At 41.1% G+C, this 25,185-nt stretch carries 26 protein-coding genes and 1 tRNA gene; 12 read left to right on the top strand and 15 right to left on the bottom strand.

Going from position 1 to position 25,185, the window contains the following annotated elements; genetic code table 11:
- The first annotated feature begins 799 nt into the window (after positions 1-799).
- Positions 800-1,099 (top strand): hypothetical protein, encoded by a 300-nt coding sequence (locus FE392_RS01075; RefSeq protein WP_319928382.1) that lies wholly within the window; start codon positions 800-802, stop codon positions 1,097-1,099.
- 92 nt (positions 1,100-1,191) lie between these two features.
- On the opposite strand, the gene FE392_RS01070 is transcribed toward FE392_RS01075, so the two are convergent.
- Positions 1,192-1,530 (bottom strand): DUF2834 domain-containing protein, encoded by a 339-nt coding sequence (locus FE392_RS01070; protein WP_319928381.1) that lies wholly within the window; start codon positions 1,528-1,530, stop codon positions 1,192-1,194.
- 899 nt (positions 1,531-2,429) lie between these two features.
- Here FE392_RS01070 and FE392_RS01065 point away from each other — a divergent pair.
- A complete protein-coding gene (locus FE392_RS01065; RefSeq protein ID WP_319928380.1) occupies positions 2,430-3,110 on the top strand; it encodes a nitroreductase in 681 nt (226 codons plus the stop codon).
- A 143-nt stretch (positions 3,111-3,253) separates the two neighbouring features.
- Here FE392_RS01065 and FE392_RS01060 read toward each other — a convergent pair whose 3' ends face one another.
- The 5 genes from FE392_RS01060 to soxR form a co-directional block, all read right to left on the bottom strand.
- A complete protein-coding gene (locus FE392_RS01060) occupies positions 3,254-4,246 on the bottom strand; it encodes an MBL fold metallo-hydrolase (RefSeq protein WP_319928379.1) in 993 nt (330 codons plus the stop codon).
- Between the two features lie 290 nt (positions 4,247-4,536).
- Complete coding sequence (locus FE392_RS01055) at positions 4,537-5,187, bottom strand: GIN domain-containing protein (RefSeq protein ID WP_319928378.1); 651 nt, start codon at positions 5,185-5,187, stop codon at positions 4,537-4,539.
- Positions 5,188-5,370: 183 nt separating this feature from the next.
- On the bottom strand, positions 5,371-5,652 hold the full coding sequence (locus tag FE392_RS01050; protein WP_319928386.1) for a MerR family DNA-binding protein: 282 nt from the start codon (positions 5,650-5,652) through the stop codon (positions 5,371-5,373).
- Between the two features lie 287 nt (positions 5,653-5,939).
- Positions 5,940-6,584 (bottom strand): hypothetical protein, encoded by a 645-nt coding sequence (locus tag FE392_RS01045; RefSeq protein ID WP_319928377.1) that lies wholly within the window; start codon positions 6,582-6,584, stop codon positions 5,940-5,942.
- Positions 6,585-7,205: 621 nt separating this feature from the next.
- A complete protein-coding gene (gene soxR, locus FE392_RS01040) occupies positions 7,206-7,667 on the bottom strand; it encodes a redox-sensitive transcriptional activator SoxR (RefSeq protein WP_319928376.1) in 462 nt (153 codons plus the stop codon).
- A gap of 134 nt (positions 7,668-7,801) precedes the next feature.
- On the opposite strand from soxR, the gene FE392_RS01035 reads away from it, so the two are divergent.
- The 4 genes from FE392_RS01035 to ygfZ all read left to right on the top strand — a co-directional run bounded on the left by FE392_RS01035 (position 7,802) and on the right by ygfZ (position 13,567).
- Complete coding sequence (locus FE392_RS01035) at positions 7,802-8,215, top strand: DoxX family membrane protein (RefSeq protein ID WP_319928375.1); 414 nt, start codon at positions 7,802-7,804, stop codon at positions 8,213-8,215.
- Positions 8,216-8,251: 36 nt separating this feature from the next.
- On the top strand, positions 8,252-9,367 hold the full coding sequence (locus FE392_RS01030) for an efflux RND transporter periplasmic adaptor subunit (protein ID WP_319928374.1): 1,116 nt from the start codon (positions 8,252-8,254) through the stop codon (positions 9,365-9,367).
- Positions 9,364-12,465, top strand: a complete 3,102-nt coding sequence (locus FE392_RS01025) for a MexW/MexI family multidrug efflux RND transporter permease subunit (RefSeq protein WP_319928373.1) — start codon at positions 9,364-9,366, stop codon at positions 12,463-12,465. The genes FE392_RS01030 and FE392_RS01025 overlap by 4 nt, the downstream gene beginning before the upstream one ends.
- Positions 12,466-12,568: 103 nt before the next feature.
- A complete protein-coding gene (gene ygfZ, locus FE392_RS01020; protein ID WP_319928372.1) occupies positions 12,569-13,567 on the top strand; it encodes a tRNA-modifying protein YgfZ in 999 nt (332 codons plus the stop codon).
- A 19-nt stretch (positions 13,568-13,586) separates the two neighbouring features.
- Here the strand turns inward: ygfZ and FE392_RS01015 are convergent, their stop codons facing one another.
- Complete coding sequence (locus tag FE392_RS01015; RefSeq protein WP_319928371.1) at positions 13,587-13,967, bottom strand: RidA family protein; 381 nt, start codon at positions 13,965-13,967, stop codon at positions 13,587-13,589.
- Positions 13,968-14,159: 192 nt separating this feature from the next.
- The gene (locus tag FE392_RS01010; RefSeq protein WP_319928370.1) at positions 14,160-14,375 is read right to left on the bottom strand and encodes a putative quinol monooxygenase; all 216 of its coding nucleotides are present in this window, start codon (positions 14,373-14,375) and stop codon (positions 14,160-14,162) included.
- 382 nt (positions 14,376-14,757) lie between these two features.
- Between FE392_RS01010 and FE392_RS01005 the strand changes: the two genes are divergently transcribed.
- The gene (locus FE392_RS01005; RefSeq protein ID WP_319928369.1) at positions 14,758-15,174 is read left to right on the top strand and encodes a DoxX family protein; all 417 of its coding nucleotides are present in this window, start codon (positions 14,758-14,760) and stop codon (positions 15,172-15,174) included.
- 176 nt (positions 15,175-15,350) lie between these two features.
- On the opposite strand, the gene FE392_RS01000 is transcribed toward FE392_RS01005, so the two are convergent.
- From FE392_RS01000 to gloB, 4 genes are all read right to left on the bottom strand, one after another.
- Entirely contained in the window at positions 15,351-15,944 is a 594-nt protein-coding gene (locus tag FE392_RS01000) for a MepB family protein (RefSeq protein ID WP_319928368.1), read from the bottom strand.
- A gap of 69 nt (positions 15,945-16,013) precedes the next feature.
- Complete coding sequence (locus FE392_RS00995; protein WP_319928367.1) at positions 16,014-16,655, bottom strand: type 1 periplasmic-binding domain-containing protein; 642 nt, start codon at positions 16,653-16,655, stop codon at positions 16,014-16,016.
- 154 nt (positions 16,656-16,809) lie between these two features.
- Positions 16,810-18,141: a murein transglycosylase D gene (gene mltD / locus FE392_RS00990; protein ID WP_319928366.1), complete on the bottom strand. Its 1,332-nt coding sequence runs from the start codon at positions 18,139-18,141 to the stop codon at positions 16,810-16,812.
- Between the two features lie 72 nt (positions 18,142-18,213).
- On the bottom strand, positions 18,214-18,969 hold the full coding sequence (gene gloB, locus FE392_RS00985; protein ID WP_319928365.1) for a hydroxyacylglutathione hydrolase: 756 nt from the start codon (positions 18,967-18,969) through the stop codon (positions 18,214-18,216).
- A gap of 87 nt (positions 18,970-19,056) precedes the next feature.
- Here gloB and FE392_RS00980 point away from each other — a divergent pair, with 87 nt between their 5' ends.
- Complete coding sequence (locus FE392_RS00980) at positions 19,057-19,788, top strand: class I SAM-dependent methyltransferase (protein ID WP_319928364.1); 732 nt, start codon at positions 19,057-19,059, stop codon at positions 19,786-19,788.
- 45 nt (positions 19,789-19,833) lie between these two features.
- Here FE392_RS00980 and rnhA read toward each other — a convergent pair whose 3' ends face one another.
- Positions 19,834-20,304 (bottom strand): ribonuclease HI, encoded by a 471-nt coding sequence (rnhA, locus tag FE392_RS00975; RefSeq protein ID WP_319928363.1) that lies wholly within the window; start codon positions 20,302-20,304, stop codon positions 19,834-19,836.
- A 63-nt stretch (positions 20,305-20,367) separates the two neighbouring features.
- Here rnhA and dnaQ point away from each other — a divergent pair, with 63 nt between their 5' ends.
- Entirely contained in the window at positions 20,368-21,126 is a 759-nt protein-coding gene (gene dnaQ, locus FE392_RS00970) for a DNA polymerase III subunit epsilon (protein ID WP_319928362.1), read from the top strand.
- A 199-nt stretch (positions 21,127-21,325) separates the two neighbouring features.
- A tRNA-Asp gene (locus FE392_RS00965) sits at positions 21,326-21,402 on the top strand.
- An 89-nt stretch (positions 21,403-21,491) separates the two neighbouring features.
- Here the strand turns inward: FE392_RS00965 and FE392_RS00960 are convergent.
- Both FE392_RS00960 and FE392_RS00955 read right to left on the bottom strand, forming a co-directional pair.
- Positions 21,492-21,728 carry a GNAT family N-acetyltransferase gene (locus FE392_RS00960; protein WP_319928361.1) on the bottom strand — a complete coding sequence of 79 codons (237 nt, stop codon included), beginning with the start codon at positions 21,726-21,728 and terminating at the stop codon, positions 21,492-21,494.
- Positions 21,725-22,036 carry a hypothetical protein gene (locus tag FE392_RS00955; RefSeq protein ID WP_319928360.1) on the bottom strand — a complete coding sequence of 104 codons (312 nt, stop codon included), beginning with the start codon at positions 22,034-22,036 and terminating at the stop codon, positions 21,725-21,727. The genes FE392_RS00960 and FE392_RS00955 overlap by 4 nt, the downstream gene beginning before the upstream one ends.
- A gap of 120 nt (positions 22,037-22,156) precedes the next feature.
- Between FE392_RS00955 and FE392_RS00950 the strand changes: the two genes are divergently transcribed.
- Together FE392_RS00950 and tkt are read left to right on the top strand one after the other, a co-directional pair.
- A complete protein-coding gene (locus FE392_RS00950; protein WP_319928359.1) occupies positions 22,157-22,678 on the top strand; it encodes an O-acetyl-ADP-ribose deacetylase in 522 nt (173 codons plus the stop codon).
- A gap of 342 nt (positions 22,679-23,020) precedes the next feature.
- The gene (gene tkt / locus FE392_RS00945; protein ID WP_319928358.1) at positions 23,021-25,015 is read left to right on the top strand and encodes a transketolase; all 1,995 of its coding nucleotides are present in this window, start codon (positions 23,021-23,023) and stop codon (positions 25,013-25,015) included.
- The last annotated feature ends 170 nt before the right edge of the window (positions 25,016-25,185 follow it).

The following is a 25,185-nucleotide window of genomic DNA, read 5'->3' as shown; positions in this document are numbered from 1 at the left end:
GGCCATAACATACGGGCACAAAATTTAAATCTAATTCACATTGTCCCTGACAAATTTGTTTATTAGGAAAGAAATAAGCTGTTCTGCGATAATTTTCAGGGGCTCGGTTGTCCGAATATATCGGCTGATTCGTATTGAATAAAATGGGGCAATAATAGATAACGTAAGAGTAAAGACCAAATAAAATAAAATGAAATAAAAAATGGCATTCGGCAATGGCAGAATAAAAAATTAAAATCATTGCCGTTGAAAAATAAAGTTCTTAGATGATGTTTTTTATTAGTATATGAAACCAAAAAATGATTATCCATAAATGGTGTTTTTTTCGTAACCTTATGAGATAAAAATAATAAAATAAATACCATTTGGGGAATGATTATGATCATTTGTGTTTTATGAATCCGATCACAAAAAGTTTTGTTTAGGAACGTTATTTTTTATTTTATGTCTTTTTTGTTTGTTAGAAAAAATGCAACGATAAATTATATATTTCATCTGATATATAAATTACATCTATTAATTAAAATGAAAGTAAATTTTATGGCGAGTTAAGCGCAAAAAATTGTTGGGGAAGTTCTCGGTATGTGATTGTTACGGATGATTACAACCAAAAAATGTTGTCGATTAAAATTTTTCTGAATCTGATTATACAGCGAATTATCTTTATTCTGGCGTGTTCATGAAAGATTTTGTACTTTGTAGGAGATTGACACAGGCATAAATTGGATAAACACTTTATAGTTTAAAACCAAACAAAGGATTGGACTAAGAAAGTCGATATTAATTGAGTGGGTTAATTATGGCAAATAATATGAAAAAACTAGCAGTGTCGTGTATTATGCTTTTCTTATTTTGTGGCAATTCATTGGCTTCAGAAAGTGATACCCCAAAAGATTTACAAGAATATATAGATAATGCTGAAAATTGTCTGCATTTTGCAGGTGAAATGGATAGTGGTTTAACGGATGAACGCATGAATGAAATAATCAATGGCCTTGATGAATATTGTACTAAAGCAAAAGATTTGCAGAATAAACTGAAGGATAAGTATAAAAATGATGCTGAAAAAATAGAAATAATAAATGGTTACGATATTTGAATTCCATAATATAGTGATGGATTGACTTCTTTATAGAGCTGGTATTGAATGTAATGTAAGCGGTAAGCTATAAATGCCGCTTACAATTAGTGTTACTTCGTATCAAGGCTTACAGGCTTAGTGCTATTTTCTATATGCTTTTCCCTCATATAAAGGAATAATGGTAATGCAAATGATACCCCAATGCACAAGCCTAATAATGAATAAATACCATTTGGCATTTTCAAACGTTTGCTTTCATGAATAACAAATAGAATTAAAACGATAGCAGAAACAACAACGTCCGCTACAAAGAAGCGTGTGATGTCGTTTGAATTTAATTGGTTGAAAAATAAGATTGCATCTAATCCATTTTCAGCCAAAAAACATGTGAAGTAATACCAAGGAACGAGGGTGCCTAAGATGGTAAGGATAAAGTAAAGTTTTTTCATGGCTTAACTCCTAAATATATATGATATTATTTTTCAGTATAATATTAAATTGTTTTTTATAATAGCAATCTATAAGGAATGTTATTATTTTCCTCAGATATATATGTAATCACCATATTTAATGCAGGTAATAAATAAAAATAATACCATAGCTAATGGTTTCTATTGTTTTTTCTTTAATGGAAATTTTTATGTTGCATGCTATTTCTTCGATTGATAGATGAAATATCATGGTGTAATTGCTTTTGTTATCCGTTTTTTAATGAGTGATTTTTTATGAAAAGTCGTTATAAACTAAGTTATGCACTTTCAGCTTTACAATTAACTAAAATAAAGAAGATACTAATTTGACTTGTATGTTATGATGATTTAAAGTTGTTTATTAGCGTTAAAGTTATTGAGATATAAATTAATTTATAAGGTAAATTCACATATGAGCTTTTCTCCTACCTCAGAAAAATAAGCCGCGCAGCCATTGTTTTTTGGTTGTTGCGGTGCTCTCGATATCCTCATGATCTTATGAGCGTGCCGCCAAATCCTTCATTTTTGGAGATGGAACTGTGCACTCAAAATATTTTTATTGGCGATATTATCTTACCACCGCAATATCATTGTTATCACCATTCAATTTATTGGCACCACTGGGGACGAATATGTATCTCCCCTTAATGCCTTTCATCGTCGCTACACTTCTATCTAATACGAATATCTGGTTTATTATCATTTGTTACTTAATTATATCAATAGTGATGTGTTATTTGTCTTACTTTGAATTCAACTAAAATTCCAACAGAATCCATATTCGTCGTAAATGACATAAACTATTTATGTCATAGAGAATTGGTACTGTGTAGTCGGATAATAATTATTAGAACTAACAATAATGAAAGAGGAATGAAATGAATACAACAATATTGGCATTCGATGAAGCAGTTCGCAGTCGTTTTTCTCCTCGTGCATTTTTACCAACTCCTCTGACAGAGGAACAAATACGTCAAATAATTACGGATGCACAATATTCTCCGTCTAACAGTAATACCCAGCCATGGCATGTACATATTACTTCTGGTGAAACAAAAAATGCACTAGAGAAGGGCATGATGAAAAACAATTCGGCAGGTATTACTACCCCTGATTTCACCTATAACTACGCTGATTTTTATGGAGATTATTTTGATAGAAGTCAAGAGCAGGCTAGGATCTATTATGAGGCTCTGGGCATAGCTCGTGGGGATACGGCTAAAAGATATGAGGCCTATTTAAAAAACTTCAGTTTTTTCGGTGCCCCTCATGTAGCCTTTTTGTTCATGCCTTCATTTGGGGATAACGTACGTGTTGCATCAGACATGGGGATGTATGCTCAGACATTCCTTTTATCACTCGCCGCCAGAGGTTACGCGGGAATTGCGCAGACTTTGCTCGGTTTTCATGCTGATGTAGTCAGGCAAATACTCGGGGTATCAGAGCAATACCGTTTGCTATTCGGTATCTCGTTTGGATACGCTGATCCAAATGTTCCCACATATCATGTTCGTATGGGGCGTGTTACTGTTGACGAAAGCGTGCGTTTTCACAATTAATAACAATGAATACCTTATCCTATTCATCAGATAAGGTTTCAGAACATTCAGTGGATTAAGCCGGTTTTTGCCGGCTTTTTTAAATAAAATAATTTTTATCTATTTAATCGTTTATTTTCCAATACTCAATATTACGTTATCAATCACCTTATTTTCAATAAAGGAGAATATTCCACAGGCACCCAAGAATATCCTTTTTCATCTTTACGAACATTCCCGATACCGGGGAAAGGCAAATGTGCTGAGCCAATTAACCATTTATCTTGTGACACTATTTTGAAAACGTTCTTACGTGCTTCAATCGCTTTTGCATTATCTATATCAAAATCGATGGAAACTTCCGGACGAATAAATTGCACGGTGTGAGAGTGGATAATATCACCTAAAATTAACATGTTGCTGTTATCTGAGTGTATCCGGAATGATGTATGTCCCGGGGTATGGCCAAAAGTAGGCATGGCTTTGATGCCAGTAACGATATTCTCTCCTTTTTTGAAAGTGCGGAATGCATGTTTGGCAATATAGGGAGCGATAGCGTCTTGTACCATTTTTATGGAAGGGAGGTCTTTTTCAGATATAGCGCCACGGTTCTCAGGATTGAGCCAGTAGTTTTCTTCTTCTTCAGCCACATAAACGGTTGCATTAGGGAACGTGGCTTTTCCATCATCTGATTTTAAACCGCAAACATGATCTGTATGCAGATGTGTCAGCAATACAGCTTTTACATCTTCGGGGGTGTAGCCTGCGGCATGGATATTATTAACGATATTGCCCATGGTTGAACCTAAGCATTTGGCACTGCCCGCATCAACTAATACCAACCCCTCTTTTGTATGGGCAAGATAGGCATTTATCGCTGTCTGGACTCCCTCTTTTCCTTCAACGATAAACATGCGTGAAAATAATGCCTGAATATCTTTTTTCGTAATTCCTTGTAATAACGAAGACGGAAGGTAGATATAGCCATCATAAAGCGCCGTGACCATAATATTTCCGACCATTTGGTGATAATAACCCGGTGCCTGGTTAATTTTTGGTTGGTCTGGGGATTTGGCAAAAGCGGCGGGTATTATTGACGTTGTAGCAGTTAATGTGAGTGCTAAGGCAATATGAGAGGCTTTTAAAAGTTTTTTCATTAAATACTCCCGATAGTTTAGAGATAAATAATTCAGTTATCTTCATTTAATATTCAGGCTAATATTTTCTTTATGTTTTTATGCAACATTGAAAATGTTTTTTTGGATATTGATATAATTTCTTGATGGTTAATAAAAAAATTAAAAATGGCAATTTTATCTTTTAAAAAGAGATGAATAAAAAACATTGATATAAGGTGGATTATAATTCACCCCATGAATGATTTATTAAATTATTTGGTATGGGATGAATTATTTTAAATTAGCCTGAAGAACGGTTCAAGATTGGCTTAAGAGCAGTTGTCTCTGGATATTTCGCTGGCAAAATTGCTTTTTATTTTAACATTCGCCTCTTCGCTGACATCAACTTTAGTTCCTGCTGTCAAATTACCTGTGATTTCAGGGATATGGCAAAGAGAAGCCCTCGCTCCCATACTCAACTTGATTTTAGCGGAATCAGCACTGAACTTGGTCGATGTTTGATTAAAAACAGCGCCTGCTTCCAAATTAAGATCCAGATGTTTTGTTTTGCCTTCAATAGTTATTGCACTTCCCATCATACCGCTGACCGTCAGATTTTCGCTGCCAACGGCGCAAGCATCCACATCCATTTTTACACCAGACATAGTGGATAGATTATTCAATGGCTTATTGGTATATAAAGTTATAGTAACAGTTTTAGTTAGTATGTTGTCGTTTTCATTGGATTCATTAGATAAATTAAGTGTATTGGCATCATAACTGATATCGAGTTTATCTATCGCCGATTGTGCGCCTTTGGCTGTTAATGACGATTTTTCAGCGCATTTGATCGTTAGTTTAATGCCTTTTTCTGCACTTAAGGCGGTGAAGTTCTGAAGTTCAACCGTTTTCTCTGCCGCCATTGCGGAATTAAATAAGGCTCCTGAGAATAATGTGGCTAAAATAGCAATCTTTTTCATGAAATACCTTTTGTAGAGTTAATTTTTTTGTGTTCTATACCTATTGAGTTCTTGCATCATTGGGCTTCAATATTCAGCGAATAAAGATACCAACAGGTATAAGGTATGAAAAATATCATGATTCTCATAGGATAATATGAAATTAATGAGAGTCTATACCTAATATAAGATATATCTGACCTTTTAAATGCCTTTTAAAATAATTTCCACCGTTACTTTTTCTCCTGAAATATCGTGCGGATTGCGTAAAAGGCAGTCAGTCAACGAGAGACAGCCACAGCCGATGCGGCTATTCAAATGGTTGCACAGTTTGGTCAGCATATTGATGCATTTATTCAGCGTATCCCGCCATTGAGAAGAGATTACCTGCCATTGTTTCACTGTTAGGTTACTGTTGGGCGGGAATTGGCATAAAGTTTCCTGAATCTCTTTCAGCGGGATCCCTGCACTTTGGGCCACTTTGATAATTGCAAGATCGCACAGGCAAACGCAATAGCAATATAAGATCCTTTCAGGATGTTTTAAGTATGTTAAAAAATATCTAACGTTATATGTCTATTAATAGCCCATATTTCAATATTTTTTATATATGCCTCGGGCACTCCCTTGCCATTTTGGCGAAACTCTAAATCCATAGGGTATAATTCTACTCTGCAACTTGTTCTGAAATATTTCTCAAGATAAAATCAGCTAGCCAATTTTTAATTGAAATATTAAAATATATTAAATAATAATTATATTATCACTATTACTTAATTGTAACATGTCCAAAATTCAGGATTACCTGCATCTTGCAGTACAGTGCCTTTTGGAGGTTGAGTGAGAATAATTTCCCAGCCACTGTCTGATTCACGCATATTACTTGTTCTATAATTGTACATATAATAAAGAGGTGCTGTTGGTATTGGTTTAGAATTAAAAGTCGTTTTGATGAAAGGCGGAGGGGCAGGCTCGTCCGAATCCGGACTCAGCTCGTCCAAACGTACTGGGCAATATTGTTTTTCAAAAAATAATCCATAAAAATAAGAGGGGTCAATATATCCATCTTTTTGCTCTATCATTCCAATTCTGCTGGTCCACAATAGCTTATTGTCCTGTGTGATAAATTTAAAAGATGTAAATTTTTCCTCAAAAAAACAAGAGCTAATATTATCGCTATCCTCCCAGATAAAAACGCCTTTTTTTCTTGGAGGTACAGTTGTAATAGCAGGCTTATTGCCTCCCGGCTTATATGTACATCTTCCCCAAGACGGAGGTGAATAGACGGTTATTGTATAATTTGTTTGATTATCAATAGATATCGGATGTTCTTTTGAAGCAAATGAGTATGGTGAAGTAAATAGAAATGAAAGAAATAAACCGTATAATGAAATAAATCTTGTTTTTATACTTTTCATAGTAATTCCTTGATGTATATATAACTTTTACGAGCTTGGATTTATTTTTATGACTTGTTTAATAGTTATTTAAAAAGTTTTCTGTTGTGAGATTGTTATTAAATGTTTTAGGAGACCTTAAGATGAAATTAATGTTGCTATAAAAGGCACATCTTTTAATTAACTAAGAGATATTTATTTTGAGAATGCCTGGATTCTATTTTTGGTAATATAAATTTTAGTCTAAATAAAATTTTTTTCCATTAATGAATGGCAGATTTTATATTATATTAATTTAGTTTTATTGGCTAATAGGGGGTTGTTAATGAAATTACATAACCATTTATTTTTCAATGTGATTTTTTTAACAAAATTATGTGCAACTAACTCATTAATTGAAAATATTTTAGTTTTCATGGAATGTAAAATGGGTTTTATGATTTTGTATCTGTAGTCTTTCGAATTACAGCTTTGTTAGTTGCACTCACTAATCCCAATCACGAGTTATCTATTCTTCTGGGAATTGTGAGAGGCTTCTGCCTCTCACCGGGGGCTAGCCCTTGGCTGTTCAAATTTGTTCCCGACGAATTTGTCATTCCCTTGCTGTCACACTGCATCCTGAAATCCATCGGGCATAGTGCCTTAAATGTCTTTTAAAATAATTGCCCCCGTTCCTTTTTCTCCCAAAATATCGTTCGGATTGCGTAAAGGGCAGTCAGTCAGCGAGAGACAGCCACAGCCGATGCAGCTATTCAAATGGTTGCGCAATTTGGTCAGCATATTGATGCGTTTATTCAGCGTATCCCGCCATTGAGAAGAGATTACCTGCCATTGTTTCGATGTTAGGTTACTGTTGGGCGGGAATTGGCATAAAACTTCCTGAACCTCTTTCAGTGGGATCCCTGCACTTTGGGCAACTTTGATAATTGCAAGATAACGCAGGACGACGGAAGGAAAACGGCGTTGATTACCGTGGCTGCGCGAACTTGTAATTAGCCCCTTAGATTCATAAAAATGAATAGCTGAAACTGCAATTCCACTACGTTTTGAAACTTCACCAATAGTTAAAGCCCTATTTAAATCAATGCCTTTATCTTTTGCCATGCCTATTGACCTCAAGTTAACTTGAGGTTTTATAGTGCACCACTGTTACGTCTGTCAATTAAAAAATTTATCCGGCTGTTTTGATAGTGAAGAAAAAAGCAGGGTTATTTTTTATTTATTTATCAGGAAAATAGATGATGCAACGTTTTATCGAAAATGCATTGAATAGTAAGTGGTTGGGGTTAAGTGCCTGTCTGCTTCTTCTAGTGATGTTTATTTCTTCCGGACTTGCAAAATTCATTGATTTTGATGGCGGGTTGGCAGAAATGCGTGGATCCGGATTGCATTCGGATTGGTTCTTTAATATCCCCTCTGTAATCGTTTTGTTCACTAAGTCTTCATTGGTTTTATTTGACCACGTTGTTTGGCTCGGTGCCGGAATACTTTCTGTTTTCCTTATTTTGCCTCTCGTTATTGCAACTTCCTGGCTATTTTCAGGAAGGCTCTTCAAAACTTCACTCTATTTTGCGCTTGAACTTATCACCGTTATTAAAGGCCTGCTGGTAGCCGCAATTGCCAGCCATTTTAGAAAAAAAGACAAAGCGTAGTTAAATATTTCACAGTAAAAAAGGTAGAAGTGAATTATGAGAAAAAAAATTCTTATTGGCTTGGGAACTGCCTTGTTGGTGGCTATTATTGGACTGTCTATCTATAACGTGAATGGTTCAACGCCGGATAAACCGGAAAACTCAGCATATCCGCCAGTTAAAGTTGCATTGGCAGAAGTAGAAGAAGCCCATATTCCAAGAATTTTACATGGTGTGGGAGATCTTGAGGCGGCAAAACAGGTTCATGTTGCATCAGAAGCGGGGGGAATGATAACGAAAATTGCCTTTGAATCCGGGCAATATGTTGAAGCAGGCCAATTATTGGTACAACTAAATGATGCAGTTGAGCAAGCTGAACTTATTCGTTTGCAGGCGCAATGGAAAAACGCGGACAGATTATATCACCGCACCAATAAGCTATTTGCCAATAAGATAATTTCCGAAGCTCAGCTCGATAATGTACAGGCGGAACGAGATATGGCACAGGCCTCTATCCGTCAGGTGCAAGCTCAAATCGCCCAGAAAAAAATCCGGGCGCCATTCTCCGGCACTATAGGCATTCGTCAGATCCATGAAGGGCAATATCTGCGGGCAGGCGATCCCATCGTCAGTCTGGTTGATGCCAAGCATCTCAAACTCAATTTTTCATTGGACGAGCAGGAAAGCCCTGAATTGCATATTGGGCAAGACGTCAATGTTTCAGTTGATGCTTATCCAAAACAAATTTTCACCGCGAAGATAAATGCCATCGATCCTTTAGTTGGCAAATCACGCATGGTATCCGTTCAGGCGCTGTTAAATAACAGTGATAATCAGCTAAAAGCGGGGATGTTTGCCAATATTCAGGTTAAACGCTTAGATAATGCGCCAGTATTAACAATTCCAGAAACAGCGGTGACTTATACCGCTTACGGAGATACTGTTTTTGTGGCACAGGCCGGGCCTGATAGCAAGTCCATGATTGCCAAGCGTGTTTCCGTTGAGGTCGGCCAGCGTTGGCAAGGGATGGTTGAAATTAAGAAAGGCGTCGTTCAGGGAGAGCAGGTCGTTACTTCTGGTCAATTGAAGTTGAATGATGGCTCGCCTGTGACTGCGGTCGCGAAGGATACATTAAAAATAACCAAAGCCTCCACCGTGGAGGCAAAAAAATGACCTTTACTGATCTGTTTGTCCGTCGTCCGGTACTTGCATTGGTTGTCAGTGCATTGATCGTATTATTGGGCGCGTTTGCCTTAAGCAAATTGCCCATTCGTCAATATCCCCAACTGGAAAGTTCAACAATTACCGTCTCAACAGAATATCCGGGGGCATCTGCAGATTTGATACAAGGGTTTGTTACGCAACCTATTTCGCAGGCTGTTTCTTCTGTTGAAGGTATCGATTATCTGTTCTCTTCATCGGTACAAGGCAGAAGTAGCGTAACCATCCGTATGGAACTGAACCACGATTCGACTCAGGCATTGACGCAAGTCATGACCAAGGTGAATCAAGTCAGGTACAAGTTGCCGAAAGAAGCCTATGACCCGGTAATTGAATTGTCGTCCGGTGAATCGACGGCGGTTGCGTATGTGGGATTCTCCAGTGATACCTTGCCGATTTCATCGGTCACGGATTATTTATCGCGCGTCGTGGAGCCGATGTTTTCCTCAATCGAGGGGGTATCAAAAGTACAGGTATTTGGTGGGCAGCAATTATCGATGCGCCTTTGGTTGGATGCTGACCGTTTGGCCGGGCGCGGTTTGACGGCGGCTGATGTTGCTGCTGCCGTCAGGAAGAATAACTATCAAGCCGCACCGGGGAAAGTGAAAGGCGAATTTGTTGTTTCAAATATTTATGTCAATACCGATCTTACTAACGTAGAAGAGTTTCGCGATCTGGTGATCCGTAATGACGGCAATGGATTAGTTCGCCTGAAAGATGTAGGAACAGTCGAGTTGGGGGCCGCATCAACCGAAACCAGTGGTTTGATGAATGGCAAGGTCGCGGTTCATTTAGGTGTGTTTTCAACACCAACCGGTAACCCGCTGGTTATTGTCGATGGTATAAAAAGCCAGTTGCCGGAAATCCAAAAAACGTTGCCACCCGGTGTGAAAGCTGAATTGGCCTTTGAAACGGCACACTTTATTCAAGCCTCTATTGATGAAGTGGTCAGCACACTGATAGAAGCCCTGATCATTGTTATTGTGGTGATCTATCTGTGTTTAGGATCATTCCGCAGTGTATTGATTCCCGTTGTTGCCATTCCCTTGTCAATACTCGGCGCTTCGGGGTTGATGCTGGCATTCGGATTCAGCATTAATTTGTTAACCCTGCTGGCGATGGTGTTGGCAATTGGTCTGGTTGTCGATGATGCCATTGTCGTTGTTGAAAACGTACACCGCCATATTGAAGAGGGAAAATCTCCGGTTGTCGCGGCGCTTATCGGAGCCCGGGAAGTTGCGGTACCAGTCATTGTCATGGATATCACGCTTGTGGCTGTTTATGCGCCGATTGGCTTGATGTCTGGCCTGACAGGGGCGCTGTTTAAAGAGTTCGCCCTGACATTGGCCGGAGCGGTTGTGATATCCGGTATTGTCGCCTTAACCCTATCGCCAGTGATGAGCTCCTTTTTGTTGCAACCAAAGCAAAATAATGGGTTCGTGGCACGTAAGGCAGAGGCGTTTTTTGAGGGATTATCACATTATTACTCCCGCGCCCTGGATTTTTCCCTGCACCATCGGTGGGTCACCGGGGGAATCGCTGTACTGGTGTTTATCAGCTTGCCTTTCCTTTACCTGCAAGCCAAACAAGAATTAGCTCCGGTAGAAGATCAGGCAAACTTACTGGCTGCAATTAAATCTCCACAACATGCCAATCTGGATTATGCGGAACGATTTGGCTACAAATTGGATAGCGTGTTCAACACGATCCCTGAAAAGAAAAGCACGTGGATAATTAATGGAACTGATGGCCCTTCATCGAGTTTTGGTGGTGTTGACTTGACTGACTGGGGTGAACGCGAGCGTTCTGCATCAGAAATTCAAGCTGAATTGCAAGCCGCAGTGGGAGATGTTGAAGGAAGCAGTGTTTTTGTGTTCCAGCTTCCTCCATTACCCGGATCAACTGGCGGGCTTCCTATCCAGATGGTATTGCGCAGTTCACAGGATTATTCAGTTTTGTACCAGACAATGGAAGGCATTAAGCAACAGGCACGTGAAAGCGGGTTATTTGCTGTTGTAGACAGTGACCTTGACTATAACAACCCGGTGGTACAAGTACGTATCGATCGCGCAAAGGCCAACAGTCTGGGGATCCGCATGCAGGATATTGGTGAATCTCTGACATTCTTGGTGGGAGAAAGCTATATCAACAGATTTGGCATGGAAGGACGTTCCTATGACGTTATCCCACAAAGTATACGCAGCCAGCGTTTAACGCCGGAAGCCTTGGCAAGGCACTTTGTCAGAGCTGAAAACCAGAGCATGATTCCATTGTCTACCGTTGTTTCTGTTTCAACGAAAGTTGAGCCTAATAAGCTGACTCAATTTAATCAGCAAAACGCGGCAATTTTTCAGGCCATCCCTGCGCCGGGTGTGACATTGGGGCAAGCCGTGTCTTTCCTTGAAAATGTGGCTGAGAGCTTACCGGCGGGATTCAGTTATGACTGGCAGTCAGATTCACGTCAGTATAAAAAGGAAGGGAATACGCTTGTCTTTGCTTTCCTGTCGGCTTTGATCATTATTTATTTGGTGCTGGCGGCTCAATATGAAAGTCTTGTCGATCCCCTGATTATTTTGATTACCGTCCCGCTTTCAATTTGTGGTGCTTTGCTCCCATTGGCAATGGGGCATATTACATTAAACATTTATACCCAAATTGGTTTGGTTACCCTGATTGGTCTTATCAGTAAGCATGGGATCTTGATGGTGGAATTTGCCAATGAATTGCAGGTGATGGAAAAAATAAGTAAACGGGCTGCGATATTAGAAGCAGCGAAAATCCGTTTACGCCCAATATTGATGACGACATCAGCAATGGTTATCGGGTTGATACCGCTATTGTTCGCCAGTGGCGCCGGTGCAAATAGCCGTTTTGGCATTGGCTTGGTGATCGTCTCCGGTATGTTGATAGGAACATGCTTTACATTATTTGTACTGCCAACAATATATACCTTGCTGGCGAGAAACCATTCTGCTGTGACAGCCAGAAAACAGGATCTTATCGAGGCTGACGAGCTAATGAATAAATCAGTTGAGCGTTATTTGAAGTAAAAGCTGATAGTTCCTATATAGTTAATATATAGGAACTTTTTTCTTCACTTGTATAAATCATCGCGTATTAATTTTGAGTTTATTTATCAATAGAGGGAATATCATGGATTACCCAAAACTGTTCGCAACATTATTGCCGTCCCCGCCTCTTCCAGCAGCTTTACTTCCGTTAACGCTGATGACTCTGGATGACTGGGGAATGGTGACTGCGACCGGTGATGACAGCAAAAAATACTTACAAGGTCAGGTGACTGCGGATATCAATTTGCTTGGTGATAATCATCATGTGCTGGCGGCTCACTGCGATGCGAAAGGAAAAATGTTAAGTAACTTACGGTTATTTCACCGTAATGAAGGGTTCGCTTATATTTTGCGTCGTAGCCTGCTTGAAATGCAGCTCAATGAATTAAAAAAATATGCTGTATTTTCCAAGGTTGAATTTGCAGAAGACAATGAAAGCCTGCTGCTGGGGGTAGCCGGCAAAGGGGCCCGTGATGCATTGGCCACGTTTTTCCCCGTTCTCCCTGATGCGGATAACCCTGTCATTCAAGATGGTTCCACGACATTGCTCTATTTCCCATTGCCGGCAGAACGGTTTTTACTCGTCACCGATACAGAGAAGGCAACCAAGCTGGCGGAAAAACTCCAAGCGTCTCTGAATGACAGCCAGCAGTGGCTGGCGCTGGAGATGGAAGCCGGCTTCTCCGTGATTGAAACCGAAACCAGTGCCCGGTTTACGCCGCAAGCGACTAACCTTCAGGCTATTGAGGGGAGTATTAGCTTTGAGAAAGGGATGTATATGGGGCTGGCGACAGTCGCGCGGACTAAATACCGCGGTGTGAACAAGCGGGCAATGTATTGGTTAGCCGGCAGTGCCAGCCATCTTCCTTCGGTCGGCGATGAGCTGGAATGGCGATTAGGAGAGAGCTGGCGCCGAACCGGGGTCGTGCTTTCTGCGGTGAAAATGTCAGGTGATACGGTTTGGATTCAGGTCGTTATGAGCAATGATATGAATGTGGAGAATGTCTTCCGGCTGCATAATGATGAGGGGCATTCACTGGCGATTCAAATGTTGCCTTACTCGCTGGATGAAGATGAATAGCTTGCCCCATCAGGCTATGTTACTGGTCATACAGTGCAATGATTAATTCAATTTCTATCTGTAAATCTGGATGGATAAGATTCGACACTTCAACCAGCGAGCAGGCCGGAAGGTGGTTTCCATAAAAATCAAATAATAATGGGCGAATAAGGGGAAGTTGGCTGATATCTTTAACAAAAATCGTGAATTTAACCAGATCAGATCTACTTCGTTTTTCCTGATCGAGTATTAAATCAATTTGTTGAAGGATGGCGAGGGTTTGCGATTCAACATTATGCTCTTGAGCTGCTGTACCCAGAGCCGTTAAGCCTGAAACATATAGCGAGCCATGATGTTTGGTGGCATGTACGTAAGGGCCTTTGATTTGAGGTAAATCGTCATAATTTATTCGAGTAATCAAAATTAACTCCTTAACGATTAGTATGTTAACTGCTCAGATTGCAGTGTTGCTGCTTGTACTGCAATCTGTAACTTATTGTGCTAATCACATCTTGCGATAAAAAAGCTCTGCTAAAATTAAATCGTATCCGTAGTGAAAACTTGTACGATCTCGGTTAATTCTAAGGACATGTAATATTTCGTATGTTCATACTCAAAAGTGCTTCTTCAAGGCGTCATTATCAATAAATTTTTCCCACAAAATAAATGTGTGAGGGTTTTCTCTGGATTGTTGGATGAAGAAAATTTCACAGCCCGGTTCTAACAGTGTTTTTTGTTGTAGATTTTTAAGTTCTTTAACCACGAAATCGAGGTCTGCATGCTCTTTTGCTTTAATTTCTGCGGTAACGAAATATCCATTTTTATACATAAATATCGCCTTATCATTCCTAATGAAATATTCAGGTGAAGTAATTAACCTGAATATTTGGATAAAAAAATTTAATTCAGTATCTGTTCAAGACTGTGTGAAATACCAGGAGAAGAATGGTGTTTATTGCCGTGATTATTAGATTATTAGTTCGATTAAAATAAGCCACTGAAACTATAATGGCAATGTGTTTAAAAATTTCTCTGATAATAAAAGAGTGATTAAAAATAAAATCACTACGTTTATTATTTGTATCAATCTTAAATTAACTTAAGGTTTTATGATATGTCAACACTGGGTCTGTAAATGCATAAAGATAATCCCCTGTCATTTTGGGGATGAAAAAGGCAAAACTGTTTTTGTTTTATACTCAGGAAAATAGATGATGAAACGTTTTATTGAGAACACCCTTGAAAGCAATTGGTTGTGGTGGGTTGCCCGTTTATTGATTTTGGCTATGTTCATTGCTTCCGGTCTTGCCAAACTTATCGATTTTGAAGGCGGTATGGCAGTAATGCGCGAGGCAGAATTACATCCGGATTGGTTGTTTAATATCGCTACAATCGTTGTATTACTTGCTGGTTCAATCTTAATTTTATCTGATCGCCTTGTTTGGCTTGGCGCAGGAATGCTGTCCGTTTTTCTCATCTTGATTATTTTTCTGGTGCATACTTTTTGGCTTTTCTCGGGAGAAAAAGCTGAAAACGCGCTCAATTTTGTGTTTGAGGATATCGCGGTGATTGGTGGATTAATCGCTGTTGCTATTATCAGCCATTTGAGAAAAAAGCTTAAAGCGTAAGTATGTTTTTCACAGGAAATTGTATATTTTGTCAGAATCCGGCTGTTCCCAATTGTTGGCGTTATAAACCAATAGGTGGAGTCGGATTCTAAAAAATTGCTTTTATTAGTCGAATATACTGCCAGTTAATTCAATTCAATGTTTATATTTCATGATGTAACAACAAATCAAAGTGGCTATTTTTTTCCATCAGGAAATAACATGTTCTTAAATTGGTTGATGGCTGTTTCTGGGTTATCGAGGTTGATAAAACATAGCGATTGCCATTTTTGTGTTTGAATGGCCTGCTTTGCAACAGGAGTGACCCAAGCAGGATAAACGCGCATGGCTCTTTTGCCTTCTTTAGACGGCGTTGAAAAAACGCCTTTCTTCATTAAGGTGTTTGAATCAAATACAAAAAGACCTTTCTGGTTTTCTGTAAAAGTTGCAATTAAACAAAAGTCGATATTATCACTTGGATCAAAAGGCATTATATCTGATTCTGGTGTCGGTCTTTTCCAAAGCGTAACAAATTGCCCCAGTTTATTGGGTGTGGTTTTTGCCTGACGAAAAACTATCAATTTACCATTTAAGATAAATCGCATGGCACTATAATCACGGCTTTCTGCTTCAAAAGAGGGGGGAGTGTCTAAGTTTAGGCCGGAAGGGTGCAGGAGATATGCTTGTATTTCGGTGAATATACTGGGTAATTTGGCGGTATTCGATAATGAGGAATGGTTATTTGAATTTAATGATGACAATTTATATTCCTTTTCTTCTTTTTTAAACATTGTTCTGAAAAATTAATGGAACAATGGCTTTTGGCGATCAATTTACCTCATCAGCAGAAAGTATAAAAATTATTCATCATCAAAATCAGCGAGATTCATGCCGGTAAAATGATTGTATCTTGGGCTATTGGGGTTAATGACCCGAGTGTTTCCTTCAACTATACGTACCCGATATTTATCTGGAATTTTGATGTTAAACCATGAATGAGTAATAGCATCTATTCTTGATGTATATATGTGTTTTCCGCTTGTTGAATGGGTGATTGCACCTCTATATCCCAAGATCCAGCCTACTTTTATCTTATTTTCAGTTAATGCATTTAGAAAGGCGGTTATGAATTCCGGGTTGGCACTGTGACACGCTTTTATAGAAATTAAACCGACTTCTTTAAGCCCATGATTATATAAAAGGTTAGCTAATGCCTGGCCACCTATGTGACGATTGGCATCTATACCAATATAACTACCAGCGGTCTCTCCTGTTCGTGGATCAGCTCTGGTGCCATGGGCAAAAATAAGCAGTTTTGAATCAAGATCACATTTCATAAATGGGGGTGGTATGCTACGTAAAGGCCAGAAATTATCAATGGCACGATAAGCATAACATCTTGATTTTGGGACTCTATAACGCCTTCGAGCCTCATTCGCAGCAAAATAGATGCTATCTTCTATGCTATTGAATAATAATATAAATACCTTTTCCCATTTCATTTGTTAATTACCTATATTTATATTTTCAATAAAATATATAACCATGGTTACTATGTGTGCAATGAAATTATTCCATTTCAATAAAAAAGCTCTCTAACCGATAGGATAGAGAGCCAGCAACATGTTGAATAATTAAGATAATTAGTTGAAATGGTTAGTCGAGATAAAGTGTCAGGGCCATGCCTGGTTTCATCCCTTTAACTTTGATGCTTTTATTCCAGCTCATCAAATCTTTAAGGTTTACGCCGTGATGATTGGCGATGCTGGTAAAGGAATCACCTTTACGTACCCGATAGGTGACAGGGCCGCTGGTATCAACTTTCAATACCTGCCCAATCTTGAGACGATCTGCCATTTTCAGGCCATTTAGCCGCTGTAGCTTTTTGTGCGTGGTATTGAAGCGCTTCGCAATGGCTGACAGTGTATCCCCTGAACGAACGGTGTACTGGCTTTTTTGCTGTAATTTACGGGTATTATTTACCACAGACAGGCGGATGTCTTTCAAGACGCTTTCATCAGCCAGCGACGTTTTAAGCTGATGAACATTCTTCTGTGGCAGCATGATGTAATGCGGGCCATGGGGAGAAGTCATGCCTTGTTTATAACCCGGGTTATATGCCCTGATCGATGTTAATGATAAACCCGATAGCTCAGCCGCTTGCGACAACATAATTTGCTGCCCGATATCAACTTTGGCCAGTGCTTTTTGGGTGTTGGGTTTTGGCAGGGTAAAATTAAATTTTTCGTTGTTGCGGATAATATTCGTCACCGCCAATATCTTGGGAACATAGTTCATGGTTTCCCGCGGCAACGACAATGACCAGAAATCGGTTGGCTTGCCCTTTGCTTCATTGTCCCGGATTGCACGCATCACCCGGCCTTCACCGCTATTGTAGGCGGCGATGGTCAATAACCAATCCCCATTAAAGCGTTTGTTCAAACGCTCAAGCATATCTAAGGCAGCCGTTGTGGATGCCGCAACATCTCGACGGGCATCGTACCACTTATCCTGCGTCAGACCATAATGCTGGCCCGTGCTCGGAATAATCTGCCATAAACCCGCTGCTTTGGCATAAGAGGTAGCATGGGGATTAAAAGCACTCTCCACTATGGGCAGCAGCACCAATTCCATTGGCATATTGCGTTTATCAAGCTGCTCAACTATCCAATAAATATACGGTTCCGCCCGTAAGGTTACATTTTGGAGATAGCTCTTGTGTTTCAGGTAGTAGCTTTGTTGCTTAAGTACCCTGCTATTGTCAGGAATTTCCATCTTCAACTCATCACGGATATGTCCCCATAAATCTTGTTGGGCTGTCGGACTCTCCTTCCGGGTTGCAGAGTTTGCTTGCCCTGCAATACCGTCTGTTTTCTGATTCGTCGAAGACATCTTCTGTGTTTGCTGCGAGGCAGGAGTCTTTAGCTGCAGACCCGATTGACACCCGGCAAGCAAAACAGAAGCGAGTAAAATCGCTTTCGTCTTCATGTTCTCTTTTGATGCTTGTCTAAAAGGTGAGCGATCATACTGGCCTATCACGCAGAAGACAACCCAGAAAAATCAAAATTGGTCTTTATAAGCTCTTAATTGCTGAAAAACAGAAGAAAGTGATATTGAATTAGGTTTAATGCCGATATTTTTTTGTAAATCAATATCGTGACAATTTAAGAAAACATTGATTTTTTTCTCTGTCTGTAAAGTTGTTGGGACGGTTGCCTGTTGGTTTTCCCTCATCTCAATGATTTTTTGATAATAATCGTGAATAGTTTGATTGTTGGGCAATATTGATTTTGCAAAAGCCATATTCGCCGCAGTATATTCGTGTGCACAGCAGATCAATGTGTCATCGGGCAGCGATGAAATCTTTCCAAGAGAGGAAAACATTTGTTCGGCCGTACCTTCAAATAATCGTCCGCAGCCGCCAGAAAATAGTGTGTCACCGCAAAACAGATAAGGTGCCTGATAGAACGCAATGTGACCAAGTGTGTGGCCCGGCAATTCCATGACGTTAAAAGAGAAACCTTTCACGTTTATAACGTCATTCTCATGGACAATATGAGTTGCACCTTTGGTTCGGGTCTCTTCAGGGCCATAGATGGGCAAGTCGGGATATTTGTTGAGTAATCCGGGAACGCCGCCTACATGATCGTAGTGATGGTGTGTCAGCAGGACTGCAGCAGGGATAATTTGATTTGCTGCTAGAATATCAAGCACAGGTTGAGATTCAGCGGGATCGACAATTACACAATGTTTGCTTTCATCACAAAGTAACCAAATGTAGTTATCCGAAAGTACAGGGATCCTGATAAGATTCATTATATGCCTCACTTGGGTAGCCGATTTTATTTTCGTCAGTGATTTCATTTTCGTGATCAATTTACCGTAGGTTGAAAGGAAGATGGCATGCGAGCAGAACATTCAGTCAAGCAAATAATAGCACCTGTGTCTTGGGCTGAGTTACCGTGGGGAGAATATTACCGCGCCGCGTTGGAACGTCAATTAGAACCGTGGTGGCCAAAAATTTTTGGCCTGCATTTATTGAAAATAGGCCACTTAAGTACAGAAATTGATAGCCGTTCCTGTTTAATCAGACATCAGGTCAATATCGGTTTACAAGGGGAAAAAATGAACGTGATAACGGACCCCCATTACCTGCCTTTTGCAACGAAATCTGTTGATGCCTGCCTGTTGTCGCATATGTTGACTTACAGCATTGACCCCCATTGGTTACTGAGAGAAGTAGACAGAGTCCTGATTGATGATGGTTGGTTGATTATCAGTGGCTTTAACCCAATGAGTTTATTGGGCTTAAGAAAAATGATCTCGCCTGCCTACCGCCAGTTGCCCTGCAAAGCTCAAATGTTTTCCATGTTTCGCCAATTGGATTGGCTCAGACTTTTGAATTATGAAGTGCTTCACCATGCTAATTTTCATACTTTACCGTGGCGAGGCGGAAATGATGGGAATAGCGAAAATGGAGAATCCAAACCTGCAACCTCAATATTTGGTTGCTTGAATGTGATTATTGCCCGCAAGCGGACAATACCGTTGACATTAAATCCTATGCGGGCAACCTTGTTGCGGCCGAAGTTCAGCAGGGCATTGGGGGCAGTGAAAAATTTTCATCGGCGTTAATATCTTCCCGGCATGGCGCAGCCAGCAACGAGAGAGAATCAGCGATTAATTTTCACTTTCGGTATAGCCTTCATCGGCTTGGGTTGGGCTGCCGGCGGCTGTGCGGGCCAGTTCATCACATATTTCGTTTTCCCGGTGCCCGGTGTGCCCCTTGACCCAGCGCCAGTCTATGTCATGCTGTGAGATGGCCTTATCAAGTCTCTGCCAGAGATCAACATTGATGACAGGGGATTTGTCTGCTTTTTTCCACCCACGTTTCTTCCAGTTATGGATCCATTGGGTAATGCCTTGGCGTACATATTGGCTGTCAGTTGTCAGGATCACCGTGCAAGGGCGCTTGAGCGTTTCCAGCCCGACAATGGCAGCCATTAATTCCATGCGGTTGTTGGTCGTACGGAAATAGCCCCCGCTCAGCTTTTTTTCATGCTGCTGGTAACGGAGCAAAATGCCATATCCGCCGGGGCCGGGATTGCCGAGGCAAGAACCATCGGTGAAAATTTCTACCTGTTTGTTCATTTTTGGTAGACTCTTCCTATATCATCTTTAATCAAAACTCTAAGTCTGACACAAAAAAACACTATGAGCACTGCAATTACCCGTCAAATCGTTCTCGATACCGAAACAACCGGTATGAATAAGTTAGGTGTTCACTATGAAGGGCACAACATTATTGAAATTGGTGCCGTAGAGGTTATCAACCGTCGTCTGACAGGGCGCAATTATCATATTTATATTAAACCAGACCGCTTGGTTGATCCGGAAGCGTTTGAAGTTCACGGGATCAGCGACGAATTTTTGCAGGACAAGCCAAAATTTGCGGATATCGCGGATGAGTTCATTGAATTTATTCGTGGTGCGGAATTGATCATCCATAACGCAGCGTTTGATATCGGTTTTATGGATTATGAATTCAGTAAGTTAAACAGAGATATTCCGCAAACGGCTGATTTTTGTACTATTACAGACAGCTTGCTGTTGGCAAGAAAACTCTTCCCGGGTAAGCGTAATAACCTCGACGCATTGTGTGACCGTTACCATATCGATAACTCAAAGCGTACCCTCCACGGCGCATTACTCGATGCCGAGATTTTGTCTGACGTTTATTTGGCGATGACCGGCGGTCAGACGTCATTGGCATTTTCGATGGAAGGGGAAACTTCAACTAATGCCTTGGTTTCGGAAATCCAGAAAGTTGCTCGTCCTCAATCCGGGCTGAGAATTATTTATGCTTCTGATGAAGAGCTAATCCAACATGAATCCCGTTTAGATCTGGTGGAGAAGAAGGGAGGAAGTTGTCTCTGGCGCCCAAGCCCGGAAAACCCTGAGCAGTTACATTGAGCAGGCGGTTATTGATAAAACAATCAGCGACAAAACAAATCACCACTAAAACCGTAATCAGCAAAAACAGTAGCAAAATGGGATAAATTCGACGCTGAGGCGAAAAACTGTTCAAACAAATCATTTTGTTATAAAAAGTGATTGACGGATTAAGCGGGTAACCGTATTATCCACCCCGTTCTCAACCAGAACACCATGCGGTGCGGTAGTTCAGTTGGTTAGAATACCGGCCTGTCACGCCGGGGGTCGCGGGTTCGAGTCCCGTCCGCACCGCCAGAATATCTGAGCCCTGAGTCTTTGACTCGGGGCTTTTTCTTTTCTGTTTTTCTTCCTTTCCTGACTTTTTCTATCGCCAATCAAAAACCTTATAGCAATTTATAAAAATAGGTGGTTCCTGCAAGCGTCCCATCGGAATTAATGGCGAAATTAGGGATGTGTCCTGCTTCAATAAAACCACATTTTTTATATAGCGCTGAAGCAGGATCATGAGTACGAGTATCCAATACCAACAAACTGCGCTGATGCTGTTTTGCCAGCTGTTCTAACTCTTCCATCAATATTTTGCCTATTCCTCGTTGTCGGTAGCGGGTGTGTACCATCATTTTTTCCACTTCGGCGCGGTGTAGCCCATTTTTTTCTTACACAGGGAAAGCTGTACCGAACCCGCTATTTCTCCATTTGTCGAGGCAATCAATAGAAGGCGATGACCGGATGCGATATCAGTTTCGACAGCTTGCCAGTATTGTGCCGCTTCGTTTTCTTCCAGCGGTGCAATGAAGCCGACGGAAGCGTCACTTTCGACACAATCACGCAGTAATTTTATAAGTTCATATTGTTCTGTTTGGATAGAATTTAATAGCGTGATGGTTGGGGCGGATACTGAACTTCGGGTTAAACCGGTTGTTGTCATTTATATTGATCCTGAAATTATATTAATTCTGAAACAGTGTTGACCTGAAAACTGATGATGGTTAAATATCATACAGAGGAATCGCTGTCAGGCATATAGAAATGAGAAGGACAAGACGTAATGACGCAGAATAAAATTAATATTATTCAGGGCGATATTACCACTATTCAGGTGGATGCCATTGTCAATGCCGCCAATACTTCACTTTTGGGAGGCGGAGGGGTTGATGGTGCGATCCATCGTGCCGGTGGGAAATCCATTCTGGAAGAATGCAGGCAAATCCGTGCAAAGCAGGGAGGGTGCAATGTTGGCGATGCGGTTATCACCGGAGCCGGGAATTTGCCGGCCCGCTATGTGATCCATACCGTCGGGCCACGGTGGAATGGTGGCTCTTCCAACGAGCCGGAATTGCTGAAAAAAGCTTATCTAAGCTGCTTCAACATCGTTGAACAATACAATATTGAGACGGTTTCTTTTCCTAATATCAGTACCGGTATCTACCGTTTTCCTAAAAAATTGGCGGCTGAAATCGCTTTGTCTGCCATTCATTCGAGCTTGTCCCGCAATCAAAATATATTACACGTGAATCTGGTTTGTTTTGATGATGAAAATTATGAGATCTACCGTTCCCTTAATCAGTGATTGTTTCTGAGTAAGCGTTATTATTACTTTCATATCATCATGTTAAATGAATGGGCTAACTGGCATTTTTAACCTTGATTAACCTATTGAGTATCGTGTTTAATACGTGGCTTTCCATTGCGCAAATCACAATATGAAACTATTTCCTCTTGCGCAAGTTAGCCAGCCCTTGTCTGTACTGGCCTGAAAACTCAGCAAAACAACGGGACAAATCAAAGAATTGATGCTAAATGGAAATTAAGATAGTTTTTCTTATCTGGCATTAATGATTGCGGTTTGTATGCTGCGCTGCGAAAATTAGTTCTTAGTTCACTAACGCTTTTATCCGACTTGGAGTAAAGAATGACCACTCGTAAAACCCTTGCTAATGCTATCCGCTTCTTAAGCATGGACGCTGTGCAGAAAGCAAAATCAGGGCATCCTGGCGCACCGATGGGAATGGCTGACATTGCTGAAGTGCTGTGGCGCGACTATCTGAATCATAACCCTTCCAATCCTGACTGGGCTGATCGTGACCGTTTCGTGTTGTCCAATGGTCACGGTTCCATGCTGATTTACAGCTTGCTGCACCTCACGGGTTATGATCTTTCCATTGACGATTTGAAAAGTTTCCGTCAACTGCACTCCAAAACTCCCGGCCATCCAGAATATGGCTATGCTCCTGGCATCGAGACCACAACTGGCCCATTGGGGCAGGGTATCGCCAATGCAGTAGGTTTTGCGATCGCAGAGCGTACACTGGCAGCGCAGTTCAACCGCCCAGGCCATGACATTGTCGATCACTACACGTATGTGTTCATGGGTGACGGCTGTATGATGGAAGGCATCTCCCATGAAGTTTGTTCTTTGGCTGGCACGCTGAAACTGGGCAAACTGATTGCTTTCTATGATGACAATGGCATCTCCATTGATGGTGAAGTAGAAGGCTGGTTTACCGATGACACCGCAGCGCGTTTCGAAGCATACGGCTGGCATGTTATCCGTGGCGTAGATGGCCATGATTCTGACGCTATTGCCGCAGCTATTGAAGCAGCGCGTAAAGAAACCGGCAAGCCATCTCTGTTGATGTGCAAAACCATCATTGGTTTTGGTTCACCAAACAAAGCAGGCAAAGAAGAGTGTCACGGTGCTCCTCTGGGTGACTCAGAGATCGAAGCAACTCGCAAAGCACTGGGCTGGGAATACCCTGCGTTTGAAATTCCTCAGGATATTTATGCTGGCTGGAATGCGAAAGAAGCGGGCAAAACTAAAGAAAGCGCGTGGGATGAAAAATTTGCTGCTTATGCAAAAGCTCATCCGGAACTGGCTGCTGAATTTAGCCGTCGCACCAGCGGTGAACTGCCAGCAAACTGGGAAGCGGAATCTAAGGCATTCATCGAAAACCTGCAACAAAACCCAGCTGCTATCGCCAGCCGTAAAGCATCACAAAACGCATTGGAAGCATTCGGTAAAGTCCTGCCTGAATTCATGGGTGGCTCTGCTGACTTGGCACCAAGCAACCTGACCATGTGGTCTGGTTCCAAGCCATTGAATGAAGAGCTGGACGGTAACTACATTCATTACGGTGTGCGTGAATTCGGTATGTCTGCAATCATGAACGGTATCGCTTTGCATGGCGGTTTTGTGCCTTATGGCGCAACCTTCCTGATGTTCGTGGAATATGCTCGTAACGCAGTACGCATGGCAGCCCTGATGAAGATTCGCAGCATCTTTGTTTATACCCATGACTCAATCGGTCTGGGTGAAGATGGCCCGACCCATCAGCCAGTTGAACAAATTGCCAGCCTGCGCGTAACACCAAACATGAGCACATGGCGCCCATGTGATCAGGTTGAATCTGCGGTCGCGTGGAAATATGCGATTGAGCGTAAAGATGGCCCGACTTCTTTGATTTTCTCTCGCCAGAATCTGGCTCAGCAGGAGCGTACTGCTGAACAATTGGCGAATATCGAGAAAGGGGCTTACATCCTGAAAGATTGTGCAGGCCAGCCTGAGCTGATCCTGATTGCAACGGGTTCTGAAGTTGAACTGGCTGTGAAAGCGGCAGAACAACTGAGTGCCGAAGGCCGTCAGGTTCGTGTGGTTTCCATGCCATCAACCGATGCTTTCGACAAGCAGGATGCAGCCTACCGTGAAGCGGTACTGCCTGCGGCAGTGTCTGCCCGCGTTGCTGTAGAAGCGGGTATCGCGGATTATTGGTTCAAATACGTTGGCATTAACGGTGCAATCGTTGGTATGAATACCTTCGGTGAATCAGCACCTGCTGATGCCCTGTTCAAAGAGTTTGGTTTCACTGTTGAAAACGTAGTAGCCAAAGCGACTTCTCTGCTGAAATAATCGGCAAACAAGACTATAAGCGCATTCGCATCAATTCTTGAGCGAGTGCGCTCTTTTTTTATTCAATTTTTGCTTCATGATGTGATGGATGATGCTTGCCATCCCACTTTTTTTCTCGTAATCTGCTTTTGTATTGGCTGAACCGTTTCAGTAAGATGTGTTAATCCAAG

Source organism: Xenorhabdus santafensis (assembly GCF_033949405.1).
GTDB lineage: Bacteria > Pseudomonadota > Gammaproteobacteria > Enterobacterales > Enterobacteriaceae > Xenorhabdus > Xenorhabdus santafensis.
Note: the sequence above shows the minus strand (reverse complement) of the source record. Positions and strands in the feature narration are given on the sequence as shown.